The organism is Nocardia sp. NPDC004340, assembly GCF_053602575.1.
Genome location: NZ_JBSGDW010000016.1, coordinates 23,937 through 40,341, shown reverse-complemented (window position 1 = coordinate 40,341; position 16,405 = coordinate 23,937). Strand labels below are relative to the sequence as shown.

Genomic DNA, 16,405 nt, shown 5'->3' with positions numbered 1-16,405 from the left:
TCCCGGTGATTCGCCGACCCGATAGGCTCGACGGGTTCCAGATCGGTCATAGCGAAGGAGACCAGGTGGCCACGAACCGGATCCGGGTGGGTGTGCTCGGGGCGCGCGGCAAGGTCGGGCAGTCCATCTGCGCGGGCGTCGAGGCGGCCGCGGATCTGGAGCTGGTGGCGCAGGTCGACAAGGACGACTCGCTGGAGGCGTTCACCGCCGCCGGGACCGAGGTCGTGGTCGACTTCACCCACCCCGACGTGGTGATGCCGAATCTGAAGTGGCTGGTGGAGAACGGCATTCACGCCGTCGTCGGCACCACCGGCTTCGACGCCGGCCGGCTCGGGCAGGTCAAGGGCTGGCTCGCCGCCAAGCCCGAGGTCGGCGTGCTGATCGCCCCCAACTTCGCCATCGGCGCGGTGCTGAGCATGCGGTTCGCCGAGCAGGCCGCCCGCTTCTTCGACTCGGTCGAGGTCATCGAGCTGCACCACCCGAACAAGGCCGACGCGCCGTCGGGCACCGCGTTCCGGACCGCCGCGCTCATCGCCGCCGCCCGGGAGAAGGCCGGTGTCGGCCGCAGCCCCGACGCCACCAGCCAGGAGCTGGAGGGCGCGCGCGGCGCGGACGTGGACGGCGTGCGCGTGCACTCGGTGCGGCTGGCCGGACTGGTCGCCCACCAGGAGGTGCTGTTCGGCACCCAGGGCGAGACCCTCACCATCCGCCACGACTCGCTCGACCGCACCTCCTTCGTGCCGGGCGTGCTGCTGGGCGTGCGCAAGACCCCGCTGCGTCCCGGCCTGACCGTGGGCATCGACCCGCTGCTCGACCTGTGAGCGCGCCGGAGGCGAACAACGGCCGCGAGGTCTTCAAGCGGGTCGGCTTCATCGCGGCCCTGGTGCTGGTCCTCGGGTTCTACTTCGTGTTGCTGGGCCGGATCGCGTTCAGCCTCATCGGCTCCGGCAAGCCCGCCGCCATCGGCCTCGGCCTGGGTGTGCTCATCCTGCCGCTGCTGGGGGTGTGGATCGTGGGCACCAGCGTCCGCGCCGCGTTCGCCCACCAGCATCTGGCCCGGCGCATGCACGAGGAGGGCGGCGAGCTCGACGTCTCTGACCTGCCGCGCCGCCCCTCCGGCCGCATCGAGAAGGCCGCCGCCGATGAGCTTTTCGAGCAGGTGAAGGCCGAATTCGAAGCGGACCCGCAGAACTGGCGCACCAGCTACCGCGCGGCCCGCGCCTACGACTATGCCGGGGACCGCACCCGGGCGCGCGAAATGATGAAGCGCGCAGTCGATTTGGAGCGAGCCGAGCGCACCGGCTCCCGATAGCCAGTGTTTCGCAGGAAACCTGCCGGTAGGTTGCGACCGGAGTAAAGTCCGCCGGGTGAGGTTCACGGTGGGTTATGCGCTGGCCATCGCCTGCGCGACGATGGGGTCACCTGCGGCGGTATCGGCGGTGGCGCGCGCGGACACCGCGCCGTCCTGTATCGAGTCGGAGAACGACTACAAACTCGAATGGCAGCTCAGCTGGTCGGTCTATGAAGCCGAGCAGCAGAATCCGGCCGACGCGCGGGCGGTGCGCGAGGTGGATCTGCCGATCACCATCGACGCCCCGCTGGACAAGGTGTGGTCGGTGTACACCGACTTCCGCAACGGCCTGGGCCGCCACTCCTTCCTCAAGGACATCATCGTCCACCGCACCTGCGACGAGGACGGCGTGCGCGTCACCGATTTCACCGCGCTGGAAGACATTCCGATGGGGCCGATCACCTTCCCCGGCCACACCCAGGCCGAGCAGCGCCTGTACGCGGACCAGAACTACTACACCTCCGACACCTGGGACATCCCCAATGTCACCACCCACCAGGTGGTCACCTTCACCGACAACGGGGACGGCACCACCACGGTCAACGAGCACCTGACCTTCGTCGCCGATCAGCCGCTCATCGATTTCACCGCGGACAACGGCGTGGCCGCGCACCTCGCCTCCCAGGAAGCGGTGAAGGCCGATATCGAGAACGGCACGCTCTGAGTGGTTTTCGCGTGACGAACCGAATGCGGCCCGGAACCTGATGGTTCCGGGCCGCATTCCTGTCTCGCGCTCAGGAGGCGGGGTGCACCCGCTGCCAGTGCTCGGCGATGTCGATGCGCCGGGCCAGCCACACCTTGTCGTGCGACCGCACGTAATCCACGAAGCGCTCCAACGCCTTCGCCCGCGCGGGCTTGCCCGCGATGCGGCAGTGCAGGCCGATCGAGAGCATCTTCGGCGCGCCCGCCTCGCCCTCGGCGTAGAGCACGTCGAAGGCGTCCTTCAGGTAGGTGAAGAACTCCTCGCCGTTGGCGAATCCGGCGGGGGAGGAGAACCGCATGTCGTTGGTTTCGAGGGTGTACGGCAGCACCAGGTGGTCCCGGTCGCCGACCTTCACCCAGTAGGGCAGATCGTCGGCGTAGGAGTCGGAGTCGTAGACGAATCCACCGTGCTCCACCACCAGTTCGCGGGTCCGCGGCGAGTCGCGGCCGGTGTACCAGCCCTTGGGCGCCTCACCGAAGAGCTTGGTGATGATCCGCACCGCCTCGTCCAGGTGCGCGCGCTCGGTCTCGGCGTCCACGCTCTGGTAGGAGAGCCAGCGCAGGCCGTGCGAGCAGATGTCGTAGCCGAGCCGCTTGAACGCCGCGACCGCCTCCGGGTTGCGTTCCAGCGCCCGCGCCACCCCGAAGATGGTCAGCGGCACGCCGCGGCTCTCGAACAGCCGCAGCACCCGCCACAGTCCGGCCCGCGAGCCGTACTCGTAAATCGTCTCCATCGACATGTGCCGGTCCGGGAACGACGCCGCCGGAACGATATCCGACAGGAACGTCTCCGAGCCCTCGTCGCCGTCGAGCACATTGTTCTCGCCGCCCTCCTCGTAGTTGAGGACGAAGTTGACGGCGATGTTCGCATCCCCCGGCCACTGCGGATGCGGCGGGTGGGGGCCGTAACCGACCATGTCCCGCGGGTAGTTCAGGTCGAAATCGCTCATGCGCGTTCATTGTCCAGCCCGGCACGCAATCGTGCGCGAGCTTCGTCGGTGAGCGTGCCGTAGAGCCGCAGCCGGGCCAGGCCACCGTCGGGGTAGGCGTCCAGGCGGACCGACACCACCGGGTCGGCGGCGTCGATCAGGAAGCGGTGGCGGGTGTCGGGCTGCAGGCGGGTGCGCGGCAGCAGTTCGACCTCGGTGCCGTCGGCGCGGATGCCGGTCAGCGAGCCCGCGCCCGGGCTGTTGAACAGGAAGTACGAGGTGTCGATCTCGGCGGCGGTGATCACGCCTTCCTCGGCCAGCTGCACCAGCACCCAGTCGTTGGTGTTCTTGTCGCGGCGGCGCGCGGTCTCCCAGCCGTCACCCATGCTGCGGGCGCGACCGGGCATGAGCACGTTCTGCGGGTGCGAGTAGAAGCGGTTCGAGCAGTCGGCGACCAGGCCGCCGTTCTCGATCGCGGCCAGATCGAACGGGCCCGCCTCGAGCCAGGCCGGATCCGGCTTGGCGACGCCGTGCACGCGCAGCCGGGCGATGCCGCCGTCGGGGAACATGCGCAGGCGCACATGGGTGAAGCGCTGCGCGGAATCCACGGCGAACGGGTTCTCCGAATCACCGTCGACCTTGGCGCGGTCCACCAGGGTGGTCCAGCCTTCGGCGGCGACCAGCTCGTCGACCGACGGATGGCCCGGCACCGCGATGGCTTCCACCGACACCTCGGGCGGATAGTTGCCCTTGAACCACGCGGTGTCCACCACGACGCCCTGGATCACGCCGGGCACGCCCAGGCGGATGATCGCGGTGTGGCAGGCGTCGATGGGCGGGTGGCCGCCGTCCGCGCCGCGCTGGCGCAGCGTCTCCCAGCCGTCGTAGACCTGGCCCTTGTGGCCGAAGGTGGCGGGGGAGTAGGTGGCCGCCTCGGGCCGGATCAGGTTCTCCCGCTCGGCGAAGGACTCGTCGTCGGCCCACAGCACGGCACCGCCCAGGGTGCGCACGGCCAGGTCGGGAAGCAGCGTGAAATCAGCGTCGCTCATAGCGCCGGGATCTTCCTTTCTCGCAATTGATGCAAAACCTCGACAGAGGCTTTCGGGGCGATCGCGATCACGTCGGCGGGATCGAAAGCGCCGCACTCCAGTCCGCGCAGCACCACTGTCGCCAGTGCCTGCGCGGTGGCCGGTTCGTCCATCACCGCGCCGCCCTGGCGGTCCAGGTAGCGGCCGATGCGCGGGGCGGCGATGCCCAGGCCCTCGCGGAAGAACGCGAAGGTGGCCAGCCAGCGGGTGACCAGGTGGCCCGCGCCCATGTCCCAACCCTGGTAGTAGCCGCGCTCGAGCGAGCGGCCGACCAGGCGGAAGTGCCGCGACACGGCCGCGCGCACCTCGGCGTCGGTGCCGATGGGCAGCACCTGGGTGGAGCCGTCGCACACCCACACGCCGGTGGTGGCCGCGGCGGCCTGCATGACCGCCTTGGCGTGGTCGGCGACCGGGTGCTCCAGCGACTGGAACTTGGGTGCGATTCCGCAGGCGGCGCTGTAATCGTAAGTGCCGTAGTGCAATCCGGTGCAGCGTCCGGCCGAGCGCTGGATCAGCTGGGCGACCGGGGAGGTGCCGTCGGCGGCGATGATGGCATGCGGGCTCTCGATCTGCAGCTCGAACTTCAGCGATCCGGCAGCCAGGCCGTGCGCGGATTCGACGGCCTCGCACAGGTCCACGGTGATGTCGGCCTGCTCGACGTGGCGGATCTTGGGGACGGTGAACACGAAGCCCTCGGGCACCCCGCCCGCGCCCTCGAGGACCTTCTCCAGGGTGCGCACGGCGCGCGCCCACTCCAGGGAGGTCAAGCCCTTCATGCGGATGCCGCGCGAGGTGATCTCGGGGGCAAGGGCTTTCAGTACCGCACCGGCGTGCAGGGCGTCGCGGTCCTCGACGTCGTCGCCGCGGGTGCCGTAGCCGTCCTCGAAGTCGAAGCGCAGGTCCTGGATGGGCCGCTCGCGAAGAACCGTGAAGACCCGCTCGGTGACGTCCGCGCCGGCCAGCTCGATCAGCAGGTCGCGCTGGGCCTCGGCGAGTTCGATGGCGGCGGCGCCCCACTGGGCGGGCAGATCGATCGAGGCGTCCGCGCCGGAGGCGTACGCGGTGTGCACCGGCTGTCCCGGGCGATCACCCGGATAGCGCCGCAGCAGCTCCGAATCCACGTCCCGCAAACGGGATTCGATCCCGTTCAATGTCTCCGGTGGCACCCTCACGCACGGGCCTCCTTCTCCTCGATGCCGAAATCGGCGAGCAATCCCACATACCGCTTCGGCAGTGGGGCCGCGAATTCCCCGCGGCCGGACTTACGCAGCTTCATGGTGACCAGCGACTGCACGGTCAGGGTGGCGGCGGCGACGCCGTCGATGACGGGCACGCCGACCTCGTCGGTCAGGTACTCGCACAGGTCCGCCATGCCCGCGCAGCCGAGCACGACCGCGTCGGAGTCGTCGGCGGCCACGGCGTCACGGCAGGCGTCGGCGACGACCTTGCGCGCCTTCGGGTCCTCGAGTTCGAGCACCGGGATCTCACAGGCGTGCACGTTCGCGCAGAACCGTTCCATCCCATAGCGTTCGGCCAGATCCCAGGCCCGGCCCGCGGTGCGGCCCAGCGTGGTGACCACGCTGAACTTGCGCCCGAGATGGCTGGCGTACTGCATGGCCGCCTCGGCGATGCCGATCACCGGGCCGCGCGCGAGCTCGCGGGCGGCGTCCAGGCCCGGATCGCCGAAGCAGGCGATGATGTAGCCGTCCACGCCCTCGGCCTCGCCGCGCGCGATCTCGGCCAGTAGGCCCGGCACGGCCAGCGCCTCGTCGTAGTGGCTCTCGATGGAGGCCGGGCCCATGGTCGGGTTCACGCCCTCGACGATGGTGCCGGGCGCGGCCACCAGCTTGGCGCTGGCCTCGATCAGGCTGGTCATGGCCGCGGTGGTGTTGGGGTTGATGACTCGAATGCGCATGGATCTCACCGGTTCTCGAAGGACGGGACGTGGCGGGAGGCGTCGATCTTCAAAGGTCCGCGCAACGCCAGCACGCGGTAGGCGACCAGGGCCAGGGCGCAGCCGATGAACCAGCTGTACTGGGCGGCGGTGTACATGCCGGGCACATCGCCGGCGGTCAGCACCGGGATCACCGCGGCGATCGCGCCGAGCGCGGTGGCCGCGATGGCGGCCGGGTTGTAGCCCTTGCGGTACCAGTAGGTGCCCTGCTCGGACATGGTGAACAGCTCGTCGACGAACACCCGCTGGCGGCGCACCAGGTAGTAGTCGGCGATGAGCACGCCGAACAGCGGTCCGATGAACGCTCCCAGCACCTCGAGGGTGTAGTGGATGACGTCGGGGTTGTTGTACAGGTTCCAGGGGGTGATCAGCACCGACCCGACCGCGGCGATCATGCCGCCGGTGCGCCAGCTGATCTTCTGCGGGTTCACGTTCGAGAAGTCGAAGGCGGGGGAGATGAAGTTCGCGACGATATTGATGCCGATGGTCGCGACGGTGAAGGTCAGCGCGCCCAGCACGATCGCGAAGGTGTTGTCGATGCGCGCCACCGTGGCGACCGGATCGGTGATGAGCTCGCCGTACACCGGAATGGTCAGCGAGGCGGTCACCACGACCAGCAGCGAGAACACCAGGAAGTTGACCGGCAAGCCCAGGAAGTTGCCCTTCTTCACCGCCGCGAAACTGCGTCCGTAGCGGGAGAAGTCACCGAAGTTCAGCATCGGGCCCGAGAAGTACGACACCACCAGCGCGATCGCGCCCAGCATGACCGGCACCGCCGACCAGCCGGTGTGGGTGGCCGCCTTGCCCATGTTCAGGTCGATGCCGTGCCAGCCCGCCTTGTAGATCAGGTAGCCGCACAGCACGAACATGACCACGTAGACCGCGGGACCGCAGAAGTCGATGAACTTGCGGATGGACTCCATGCCGCGCCAGAACACCGCGGCCTGCAGCACCCACAGGATCAGGTAGGAGGCCCAGCCCAGCGCGGACAGGCCCAGGAAGCCGTGGTCGGCCTCGACCGCGTAGGGGGCCAGACTCGGAAACAGCTTGATCAGCACCACATCCAGGGCCGCCGAGGCCAGGAAGGTCTGAATGCCGTACCAGGCCACCGCGATCAGGCCGCGGATGATGGCCGGGACGTTCGCGCCGAGCACGCCGAAGGCGCTGCGACAGATGACCGGATACGGGACGCCGGTGGCCTGGCTGGGCTTGGCGACGAGGTTGCAGAGCCCGTACACGATGGTGATGCCGACGACCAGGGCGACGAGGACCTGCCAGCTGTGCAGCCCGAGCGCGAACAGCGAGCCCGCGGTGACGTACCCGCCGACGCTGTGCACGTCCGACATCCAGAACGCGAAGATGTTGTACGTGCCCCAGGTCTGCTTCTGCAGCGGCGCCAGGTCCTCGTTGACCAGACGGGGGTCGTACTCCGGCGCGGGCGGCGGTATCGGGGCGAGCGAACTCCCGGCCGCCGGCGCAACGGTATCGGGCATTTCGCACATCCCATCGTGTCGTGGTGTCCCGTTGATTGAGACGAGTGTGCGAAGGCTATCCAACAGGCATTGCCCGATTATTGCCTGAACGATATATGTTCCGTAACCCCTGGTTCAGGGCCTATATATCTTCTTCACCTGCTGGTTCGGCGAAAAGTCCGGTGTCCTTCGGGAGATGCGCGAGCACACCGTTCAATCGTGCATGATGCCCCTCGGTCGCCGCCAGCAATGCTTCAGCATCTCTTGCCAGGAAGGCCTGTAACTGCTTGGAGTGATCGGCGTGCAGCACCACGCGGTCCATCGTCGTCACGTGCACCATGGGCTGCACGGGCTCGGTGATGTTCCAGGCGTATTCCAGCATGTGCACCAACCGCGGCATACCCGAGGGACGCACCAGGGCCAGATGGAAATTGCGGGTCTCGCGGTGATAGGCCACCGCGTTCTCGGTGAGCACCGCCTGCTCGAGCCGCGCGTGGATCTCGCGGGCCAGCTGGTGGTCGGCCCCGGTCGCGTTGTGCACCGCCGCGGCCAGCGCCGCCGACTCCAGCCGTTCGCGCACCACGTACAGCTCGCGCAGCTCGTCGGAGGTCAGCAGGGTCACCTGGTACCCGAAGTTGGGCCGATGCTCGACCAGGCCCTCGCCGATCAGCGTCTGCAGCGACTCGCGTACCGGGATCGCGCTCACCTCGAAGGAACGGGCCAGCTCGCCCAGCGGCAGGCCGGTGCCCGGAGGCAGGTTGCCCTCCAGGATCAGGCGGCGCATCTCGCCGAGGATCTCCTGCTGGGAGTAGCCGCGACGGACGTCCAGCGGCGGGTTGAGCTGGGGCAAACGGGGTAGGCGGGGGCGAGAAGGCACGCCCCAACCCTAGACCGTCACCGCAAGCCCCCCGGTGTGGGTCAGATCTCGTCGGCGTCGTAGCCCAGCGCCTTGAGTGAAAGCCGGTGCAGCGTTGCCCGTTCCGCCGGGGACAGGCGGGCGAGCAGCACATCGGTCGCCGCGGCGATCCGCGCGTCGGTCTCGGCGCGCACCCGATTCCCGGCGGCGGTGATAGCCAAACGGTATTTCCGGCGGTCCTCGGGATCGCGATTGCGGGTGACCAGTCCGGCCTTCTCGAGGCTGTCGATCAGCCGCACCACCTCGCTGCGGTCGATCTCGAGCACATTGGCCATCTCCTGCTGGGACGGTTCGGCGTGCTCGGCGAGGTAGGTGAGCACCCAGTGCTCGCGCAGCGGCGTCCCGAGTTCGGCGTGCATCGCTTTGTGCAGCTTGCCCAGGGCGTAGGTCGGGTGGCGCAGCAGTCCGGCGGGGTGGATGTCGCCGGGGGTGGCGGAGGGTTCGTCGGTCACCCGCTGATTCTATCTATTGTTGAGTAACTCAATGATTGATACTGTCTGCAATTGAGTTGCTCATCAACAATTGAAGGAGGGGTCCGATGACGCAAACGCGTTCGGACACCAGGACATCCATCGCCGCCACCCCCGCCGACTCCGACAAGATCCCCGCGCACGTCTGGCGCACCGCCGGCGTGGTGGTGTTCGGCGCGATCATGGGGATGCTCGACACCTCGCTGGTCAATATCGGGTTGCGCACCATCGGCGCGGACCTCGGCGCGTCGCTGGCCACGATCCAATGGGTCGCCAGCGGATACCTGCTGGCCCTGGGGGTTTCACTCACCGTCTGCGGCTGGCTCGCCCGGCGCGTCGGCGTCACCCGGCTCTGGCTCTGGGCATTGATCGCCTTCACCCTCACCTCGACCGCGTGCGCCTTCGCGCCGGACGCGGGCTGGCTGATCGGGCTGCGCATCCTGCAGGGCCTCGCCGCCGGGCTGATGATCCCCGCCGGGCAGACCATCCTGGGTCAGGCCGCCGGGCCGCAGCGCATGGGCCGGGTCATGGGCGTGGTCGGCATCGCCGTCGTGGGCGCGCCCGCCGTCGGGCCGACCATCGGCGGGCTCATGCTGGCGCACTGGAGCTGGGAGTGGTTGTTCCTCATCAATATTCCGTTCGGCCTGGCCGGCCTGGCGCTGGGCCTGCGCTATCTGCCGCGCAGTAGCCCGACGGCCACCCAGCCGCTGGACGTGCTCGGGCTGGTGCTCGCGGGCGGCGGCGTGTCGGCGGTGGTCTACGGACTGTCCGAGGTCGGCGTGACGGGGTCGGTGACCTCGCTGTCGGTGTGGCTGCCGGTGCTGCTCGGCCTGGCCGGGCTGGCCGGATTCCTGGTGCGCGCGCTGCGGAACACGCTGCCGCTGCTGGACATCCGGTTGTTCGCCATCCCCGGCTTCCGGGTGGCCACCTCGGCCGGCTTCTTCGCCGGAGGAGCCATGTTCGGCGTGATGGTGTTGCTGCCGTTGTACTTCCAGGAGCTGCACGGCGCGGGGCTGGTCCGCACCGGCGTGAACCTGCTCGGCTTCGGACTGGGCGGTGTCGTCATGCTGCCGCTGGGTGGCAGGCTGACCGACCGCTTCGGCGGCGGCAGCGTCGCGGTGATCGGTAACCTCGCCGTGGCCGCTACCGTGCTGCCGCTGGCCTTCCTGCCGGTCGACGCCAATGGATTCCTCGTCCAATCACTGCTGTTCGCGGCGGGATTGGCGACCGCGGTGGGCGCGATGCCGCTGGTGTCGGCGGCCTACGCCGCGGTCCGGCGCGAGCAGTTGCCCGACGCCACGGCGCTGGTGAACATCATGCAGCGGGTCGGCGGCGCGGTCGCGGTCGCCATGGTGGCCGTGATCCTGTCCCGCGCAACGGCTTCCGGATGGGCGCCGGTGTCCGGCTACCACCTCGCCTTCGCCGCGCTGGCCGCCCTCTCGGTGGTGGCGGCGGTGGCCTCGACGGTCCTGCGCCGTCAGCAGCGGGTGACCGCCTAGACGCGTCAGCTGAGCGCGGTCACGCCGCCGCCCAGGTGAGGAGTTTGTCCGCCGGCCAGGTGTTGATGATCCGGTCGGCGGGCACGCCGTTGCCGAGGGCCCGTTGCGCGCCGTAGCCGAGGAAGTCGAGCTGGCCCGGGGCGTGGGCGTCGGTGTCGATGGCGAAGTGGCAGCCCAGCTCGAGGGCCTGTTTCAGTAGCCGCGTCGGCGGGTCGCGGCGTTCGGGGCGGGAGTTGATCTCGACCGCGACCCCGTGGTCGCGGCAGGCCGAGAAGACCTGTGCGGCATCGAAACTCGACTCGGGGCGGGTGCCGCGATTGCCCTCGACCAGGCGGCCGGTGCAGTGGCCGAGCACGGTGGCGCGGCCGCCGGACACCGCGCGCACCATGCGGCGGGTCATGGCGGCGGCGTCCATCTTCAGCTTGGAATGGACGCTGGCGACCACGATGTCGAGGCGGTCGAGCAGTTCGGGCTCCTGATCGAGGCTGCCGTCGTCGAGGATGTCGACCTCGATGCCGGTCAGGATGACCATGGGGGAGAAGCGGTCCCGCAGTTCGTCGATCACGTCGAGCTGCTGCCGCAACCGGTCCGGGGAGAGGCCGTTGGCGACCGTCAGCCGCGGGGAATGATCGGTCAGCGCGCAGTATTCGTGGCCCAGGGCCTGCGCGGTGGCCATCATCTCCACGATCGACGCCGACCCGTCGGACCAGTTCGAGTGCACGTGCAGGTCGCCCTTGAGCGCGGCCCGGAGCTCGCCGCCGCCGAGATCCTTGGCCGCGGTGCGCAATTGGACCAGGGTGTCGGGCTCGCGACCGGCCCATGCCTGCGCGATCACCGCCGCCGTCTTCGGCCCGACCCCGGCCAGTGACTGCCAGTCCCCGGTGCGGCCCAGCCGCTCCCGCTGCTCGTCGGCGAGGGCCTCGACGATGTCGGCGGCCTTGCGGTAGGCCATCACCCGCCGCGAATCCTCGCGGGCCCGGTCCTTGAAGAACGCGATCATGCGGAGCGCGACGACAGGATCCATACCTATCAGTGTGCCCGCCGCACGACCGCCCGGTGTGTACTCGGCGCGCCCGCGCTCACACCGCCCGCAGCGTCCGCCGCAGCAGAACCGCCGATCCGCCCGCCACGATCACGCCGCCGACGATCAGGAATCCGGTGGTCGAATCGCGCAGGGAGCGTTGCTCGTCGAATGTCCGCACCACCGCGCGGCCCTTGTCGGTGTCGTGGCACACCTGGCCGCGCTCCATGGTGTGACCGTCGCATTCCACGGGCAGGAACAGCCGGATCACCCCGGCGAGCAACAGTGCCAGCCCCACCGCGATCCCGATGGTGTGGGCGATCTTCATCAGGACTCCGCAAGCGTCGAGGGTGTCGTGGCCAGGCGCATCCAGGTGCCGTGGAGCCACTGCTCGTAACCGTCCGGATCCAGGCCGAGGGTGCTGACCATGAGGTTATAGGTGTCGGCCTGGGCGAGCGGGCCGACGATTCCGATGATCCAGTCGACATCGGCCTCGGGATGCAGCAGTCCGTCGGCGCGCATGCGCTGCCACAGCTCGGCGACGTGCTGCTGGGTGGCGGCGCGTCCGGCCCGGGCGGCCTCGGCGATGACCGGTTCGCTGGCCTCGGCGGCGACGGCGGCCGCGATGAGCGGCGCCGCGCGTTCCATGAGCTGTCGCGCCCCCTGGGCGTAGGCGGTGACGCGTTCGTGCAGGGTGGGCGCGGTCCCGGCCCGGATGTGCCAGTCGCGGTGGGCCAGGTCGACGTCCTCGGTGTCGCCGACGATCGCCACGTCGATGGTGCGTTTGAGCAGTTCGGCCTTGGAGCCGAAGCGCAGGTAGACCGTGCGCGAACCCACCTCGGCGGCGTCGGCGACCGCGGCCAGCGAGGTCGTCGCGTAGCCGTCGGCGATGAACAGCCGCCGGGCCGCGTCGAGGATCTTGCGCTCGGTCTCGGCCTTGCGGGCGTCCCACAGCGGGGACGACTTCTTGACACCCGGACTCAACTGCTGCATCCTAACTGCATCACTACAGTGATACTGCATAAATACATCGATACTGCAAAGGATAGCAGCGATGATCCCCACACTCGCCGGGGTGCATCACCTCAAAGTTCCCGTGTCCGATCTGGCACGGTCCATCGATTGGTACCGCAGCCGTCTCGGCTACACCGTCGGCCTCGAATTCCAGGAGCAGGGCGTCCTGAGGGGTGTCGTCCTGCACCACGCCGCCGGCGGCCCGATGCTCGGCCTGCGCCTACATCCGGAAATGGCCGCCGCCTCCGCCGGATTCGACTTCTTCTCGATCGGCGTCCCGGATCAAGCGGCCCTCGAGGTGCTGGCACAGCACCTGAGCGGCCTCGGTGAATCCCACGCCGGGGTGCACCGCGCCAGCCTCGGCTGGATCCTGCCCGAACTCCGCGACCCCGACGGTCACGAAGTCCGCTTCTACTCCATGGCATCCCACACCGAACTCGGCGACGACCCCGTCACCATCAACAATCCGCGCGCGACCGCGGAAGCCAAGGAACGCGAGATCGCGTTGCGAGGCAACGAGAGTCGGTGATTCGAGCGGCACGTCCGGGCTCATCGGTCACACCGGGGTGAGGCCGATGTCGGCGCAGCCGTCGCGCAGTCCGTCGAAACCGAACGCCTCGATCGGGCCGACGACACCCGCGGTGCGCCCCGCGCCGGCCGCGAGTTGCTCCGCGCCCCAGGCGATCAGCTCACCGGTGAGGTTGTAGATGCTGGGGCCTTCGAGGTGGACCTCGGCGAGCGGGCCGCTCGGGCCCGTGGCAACCGCGACCACATGGGAGCGGGTGCGCTCACGTTCGGCGGCGTCGGGCCCGCCGGGTGCGCCGATCACCGGCCGGGTGCACGCGTCGATCAGCTTGCGGCCCAGCGGGATTCGAGTGGCGATGGCGGTGAACCCGGACAGCAGGGCGGTCGCGCGGCTCAGCGCCGGGAACCAGCCGTTGTAGACACTGATGTTCTCGACGGTCGGGAAGGTCGCCGACAGGTGCAGTACCTCGGTGCCCGACACCAGGAAAGCGTTCTTGCGACGACCGTGCACCGGGAAGGCGTGCACCCGGGATGCCGTGCGCTCCTCCACCAGTCGCCCTCCCAGTCGTCGCGCCGAGGGCAGCGTCACGCCGTCGCGCATGGTGGTTCGGGTGCCCTGGCTCAGGCCCCGCCACAGCGGGCCGGTCGCGAAGTAGCCGATATCGATCGACCGCACGGCGGGCCCGCCCTCGAGCACGGCCAGCGTCCCGGCGAGCACACCCGGCACGTAGTCGTAGCCGAAGGCGGGCAACATGACCGAGCCGTTGGCCCGCGCGATGCGGTGCAATCGGCCCTGCAACTCGCGAACGAAGCCCACCTCGCCGGTGGAATCGATGTAGTGGGCTCCGGCGGTCGCGGCGGCCTCGGCGACCGGGTAACCGAAGCGTTCGAAGGGGCCGACGGTCGTGATGAGCACATCGCCGGGGCCCACCAGCGCGGCGAGGCTCGCCGCGTCGGAGGCGTCGGCGACCGCGAATTCCAGGCCGCCCGCCTGGTCGGCCAGCGACTGCACGGTCGCGCGATTGCGCCCGGCCAGAACGGGTTTGATGCCACGGCGCAGCAGCGAATGCAGCACCAGGTCGCCGGTGTAGCCCGTCGCGCCCAGCAGCACGATGCGTCCGGTCATGGGGTGTCTCCTTCCGGTGTGATCGGGACATGGCGGCGCAGGAACGCGAGCTGATCGGCGATCACCCGCTCGAAGGCCGCACCGCGATAGATGTCGAAATGCCCGTCCGCGTAGGTGCGGACCTCGCCGCGCGGTGCCCGCGCCGCGTAGCGCAGGGTGGGTTTCGCCGGTGCGACGGAATCGGTTTCGCACACCGAGAACAGGATCGGCACCTGGATGCGCCCCGTCTGGCGGCCGGGCCGATCGGTCAGGATGTCGAACACGACCCGGGCCGTGGCCTGGTTGCGGAAGTCGGCGCCGGGCGGAACCAGTGCCAGATAACCGGATTCGGCGTCGGGCGCGGTCATCAGCGCGGTGCCGTTCGCGGGCCCGGCGGTGGTGATCATGTGCGGTTCCCGGCCGAGCAGCATGGCCGCCACATCGCGCACGCCCGCGGCGGTGGCTTTGATCGAGTTGATCGGGGAGATCGCCATGGTGGACGCGACGCCGTCGGTGAACGGGCACTGCGCGATCGCCGCGACCAGTCCGGCCGGGCGTTTCGCGGCGGTGTGAATGACGTGCCCGCCGCCGAAGGACGTGCCCCAGGCGATGATCCGGGCATTGTCGACCTGGGGGAGGTGCCGGGCGAACGCCAGTGCGGCGATCCAGTCCGCGCGCTGCTCACGGGTCGAGAGCAGATAGCGGGGCGCGCCGTCGCTGTCGCCGAAGTGGCGATAGTCGAACACCAGGCAGGCGTATCCGGCGGCGGTGAACCGCTCGGCGTAGGCGGCCAGACCCATGGCGCGGATCGCGCCGAGCCCGTGTGCCATCACCACCACCGGCGGTCGGACCCTCGGGCGCGGCTCGGGCAGGTAGAGGGTGGCGGCGCAGTGGTCGCCGTTGCCGGAAGGGAAGCGCACCTCGTGTGTGGTTGCGCCCGTGGGGTTTCCGCTCATCACGCGACCACCTCGGCGGCGCTGCGCGCGGTGCGGTCGACGGCCGACAGCCCGGCGGGACGGCGTGCGCCGCGTTCGCGCTCCAGGCGCAGATCGCGCATGTAGTCGTCGAAGTCGACCTGGATGGTGTGTCGTTTGGAGGCGACATAGCGGCGCTGGATGCCGCGCCGGTGCGCGGCGATCTCGCTGTCCATGTCGGCGGAGCTCGGCAGGTGGTACCGGCCCTGGAGGTGGTCGGCGATCAGCTGGGCCTGTCGTTCGGCGATCGGCATGATCGCGCCCAGCGGCTGTACCAGACCCACGAAGTACAGGCCGGGCACCTCGGGGTGGAACACGCGCCGGTACAGGCGGATTCGATTGTCGCCCGACGGGTCGAGGAAGTCGTGGTCGAAGAACGGGAAGCTGATCTTGTAGCCGGTGCAGAACACCACCAGGTCGGCGGCCACCCGGCGGCCGTCGGTGAACACCACCTCGTCGCCGTCGAAGTGATCGATGTTCGGGACCGGAGTGATCGCCCCGTGCGCCAGCCGGTCGAGGATGCGGCTGGACATGGTCGGATGCGCCTGGGCGAACTTGTGATCGGGCTCGGGCAGCCCGTAACGGGACATCGGCCCGGTGGCCGCGGCCATCAGCTTGCGCGCGAACGGCCAGCGCAGGAACGACGGGAACCACTCGGCGGCCCCGAGCCGGTCGTAGGGGCGGCCCCAGACGTACTTCGGGATCACGTGCACACCGCTGCGGGCCGAAAGATAGGTCTCCTCCGCGTGATACGAGGCGTCCACCGCGATGTCCATGGCGGAGTTGCCCATCCCGAGCACCACCACCCGCTTCCCGGTCAGCTGCGCTTCCTCGGTGTAGGCGTGCGAGTGCATCAACTGCCCGCGGAACTCGCTCGCGCCGGGGAACATCGGCTCGGGCAGGCGGGGATCCCAGTGGTGGCCGTTGGCGACCAGCACCGCGTCGTAGCGCAGGGTCTCGCCGGTCGAGATCGTCACGTCGAACCCGCGGTCCGTGCGCGGCGCGACGTGCAGCACGCCGGTGCGGAAGCGGATGCGGTCGGCGAAGTCGAAATGCCGCACGTACGAGTCGAAGTAGTCGGCGATCTGATCGTGGCGCGCGAAGTCGGGCAGATGCGCGGGCATGGGGAAGTCGCTGAACTCCATGCGCTGGCGCGAGGTGTTGATGTGCAGCGACCTGTACGCCGCCGACACCCCGTTGGTATTGCCGAACACCCAGTTGCCGCCGACCCGGTCGGACAGCTCGTAGCCGTGCACGTCGAGACCGCGTTCGGCGAGCACCTTCACCGCCGCGATACCGGCCGACCCCGCGCCGATGACGCAGACCTTCGGACTCGAATTGAGGGACATCGCTGAGACTCCTTTATGACCAGTGGTCATATGACC

Annotated in this window: 18 protein-coding genes; 5 read left to right on the top strand and 13 right to left on the bottom strand. The window is 69.3% G+C overall.

Annotation, left to right across the window (positions count from 1 at the left end; translation table 11 throughout):
• Positions 1-65 precede the first annotated feature (65 nt).
• The 3 genes from dapB to ACWEOI_RS33675 are packed head-to-tail and all read left to right on the top strand — an operon-like array spanning position 66 to position 2,015.
• Positions 66-821 carry a 4-hydroxy-tetrahydrodipicolinate reductase gene (gene dapB / locus ACWEOI_RS33685; RefSeq protein ID WP_452362198.1) on the top strand — a complete coding sequence of 252 codons (756 nt, stop codon included), beginning with the start codon at positions 66-68 and terminating at the stop codon, positions 819-821.
• The gene (locus ACWEOI_RS33680) at positions 818-1,312 is read left to right on the top strand and encodes a hypothetical protein (RefSeq protein ID WP_404204252.1); all 495 of its coding nucleotides are present in this window, start codon (positions 818-820) and stop codon (positions 1,310-1,312) included. Before dapB ends, ACWEOI_RS33680 begins: the two co-directional genes overlap by 4 nt.
• A gap of 55 nt (positions 1,313-1,367) precedes the next feature.
• Positions 1,368-2,015, top strand: a complete 648-nt coding sequence (locus ACWEOI_RS33675; RefSeq protein WP_433672237.1) for a hypothetical protein — start codon at positions 1,368-1,370, stop codon at positions 2,013-2,015.
• Between the two features lie 70 nt (positions 2,016-2,085).
• On the opposite strand, the gene puuE is transcribed toward ACWEOI_RS33675, so the two are convergent.
• From puuE to ACWEOI_RS33640, 7 genes are all read right to left on the bottom strand, one after another.
• The gene (gene puuE, locus ACWEOI_RS33670) at positions 2,086-3,003 is read right to left on the bottom strand and encodes an allantoinase PuuE (RefSeq protein WP_433672238.1); all 918 of its coding nucleotides are present in this window, start codon (positions 3,001-3,003) and stop codon (positions 2,086-2,088) included.
• Entirely contained in the window at positions 3,000-4,031 is a 1,032-nt protein-coding gene (gene alc, locus ACWEOI_RS33665) for an allantoicase (RefSeq protein ID WP_452362197.1), read from the bottom strand. The genes puuE and alc overlap by 4 nt, the downstream gene beginning before the upstream one ends.
• Complete coding sequence (locus ACWEOI_RS33660) at positions 4,028-5,242, bottom strand: DUF6986 family protein (protein ID WP_452362196.1); 1,215 nt, start codon at positions 5,240-5,242, stop codon at positions 4,028-4,030. Before ACWEOI_RS33660 ends, alc begins: the two co-directional genes overlap by 4 nt.
• A complete protein-coding gene (locus ACWEOI_RS33655; RefSeq protein ID WP_433672241.1) occupies positions 5,239-5,985 on the bottom strand; it encodes an aspartate/glutamate racemase family protein in 747 nt (248 codons plus the stop codon). Before ACWEOI_RS33655 ends, ACWEOI_RS33660 begins: the two co-directional genes overlap by 4 nt.
• Positions 5,986-5,990: 5 nt before the next feature.
• Positions 5,991-7,517, bottom strand: coding sequence for an NCS1 family nucleobase:cation symporter-1 (locus tag ACWEOI_RS33650; protein ID WP_452362195.1), 1,527 nt, complete (start codon positions 7,515-7,517; stop codon positions 5,991-5,993).
• Between the two features lie 121 nt (positions 7,518-7,638).
• Entirely contained in the window at positions 7,639-8,373 is a 735-nt protein-coding gene (locus ACWEOI_RS33645; protein ID WP_433672243.1) for an FCD domain-containing protein, read from the bottom strand.
• A 41-nt stretch (positions 8,374-8,414) separates the two neighbouring features.
• Positions 8,415-8,864, bottom strand: coding sequence for a MarR family transcriptional regulator (locus ACWEOI_RS33640; protein WP_433672244.1), 450 nt, complete (start codon positions 8,862-8,864; stop codon positions 8,415-8,417).
• Between the two features lie 86 nt (positions 8,865-8,950).
• Between ACWEOI_RS33640 and ACWEOI_RS33635 the strand changes: the two genes are divergently transcribed.
• Positions 8,951-10,381, top strand: coding sequence for a DHA2 family efflux MFS transporter permease subunit (locus ACWEOI_RS33635; RefSeq protein ID WP_452362194.1), 1,431 nt, complete (start codon positions 8,951-8,953; stop codon positions 10,379-10,381).
• Between the two features lie 19 nt (positions 10,382-10,400).
• Here ACWEOI_RS33635 and ACWEOI_RS33630 read toward each other — a convergent pair whose 3' ends face one another.
• The 3 genes from ACWEOI_RS33630 to ACWEOI_RS33620 are packed head-to-tail and all read right to left on the bottom strand — an operon-like array spanning position 10,401 to position 12,386.
• Positions 10,401-11,405, bottom strand: a complete 1,005-nt coding sequence (locus tag ACWEOI_RS33630) for a PHP domain-containing protein (protein ID WP_452362193.1) — start codon at positions 11,403-11,405, stop codon at positions 10,401-10,403.
• Positions 11,406-11,460: 55 nt separating this feature from the next.
• Complete coding sequence (locus tag ACWEOI_RS33625; protein WP_452362192.1) at positions 11,461-11,730, bottom strand: hypothetical protein; 270 nt, start codon at positions 11,728-11,730, stop codon at positions 11,461-11,463.
• Entirely contained in the window at positions 11,730-12,386 is a 657-nt protein-coding gene (locus ACWEOI_RS33620; RefSeq protein ID WP_433672248.1) for a TetR family transcriptional regulator, read from the bottom strand. Before ACWEOI_RS33620 ends, ACWEOI_RS33625 begins: the two co-directional genes overlap by 1 nt.
• Positions 12,387-12,456: 70 nt before the next feature.
• Between ACWEOI_RS33620 and ACWEOI_RS33615 the strand changes: the two genes are divergently transcribed.
• Positions 12,457-12,945, top strand: a complete 489-nt coding sequence (locus ACWEOI_RS33615) for a VOC family protein (protein WP_452362191.1) — start codon at positions 12,457-12,459, stop codon at positions 12,943-12,945.
• 27 nt (positions 12,946-12,972) lie between these two features.
• Here the strand turns inward: ACWEOI_RS33615 and ACWEOI_RS33610 are convergent, their stop codons facing one another.
• The 3 genes from ACWEOI_RS33610 to ACWEOI_RS33600 are packed head-to-tail and all read right to left on the bottom strand — an operon-like array spanning position 12,973 to position 16,369.
• Positions 12,973-14,067 (bottom strand): saccharopine dehydrogenase family protein, encoded by a 1,095-nt coding sequence (locus ACWEOI_RS33610; protein ID WP_452362190.1) that lies wholly within the window; start codon positions 14,065-14,067, stop codon positions 12,973-12,975.
• Entirely contained in the window at positions 14,064-15,002 is a 939-nt protein-coding gene (locus tag ACWEOI_RS33605; RefSeq protein WP_433672251.1) for an alpha/beta fold hydrolase, read from the bottom strand. The genes ACWEOI_RS33610 and ACWEOI_RS33605 overlap by 4 nt, the downstream gene beginning before the upstream one ends.
• A complete protein-coding gene (locus ACWEOI_RS33600; RefSeq protein WP_452362189.1) occupies positions 15,002-16,369 on the bottom strand; it encodes a flavin-containing monooxygenase in 1,368 nt (455 codons plus the stop codon). The genes ACWEOI_RS33605 and ACWEOI_RS33600 overlap by 1 nt, the downstream gene beginning before the upstream one ends.
• Positions 16,370-16,405: the final 36 nt, after the last annotated feature.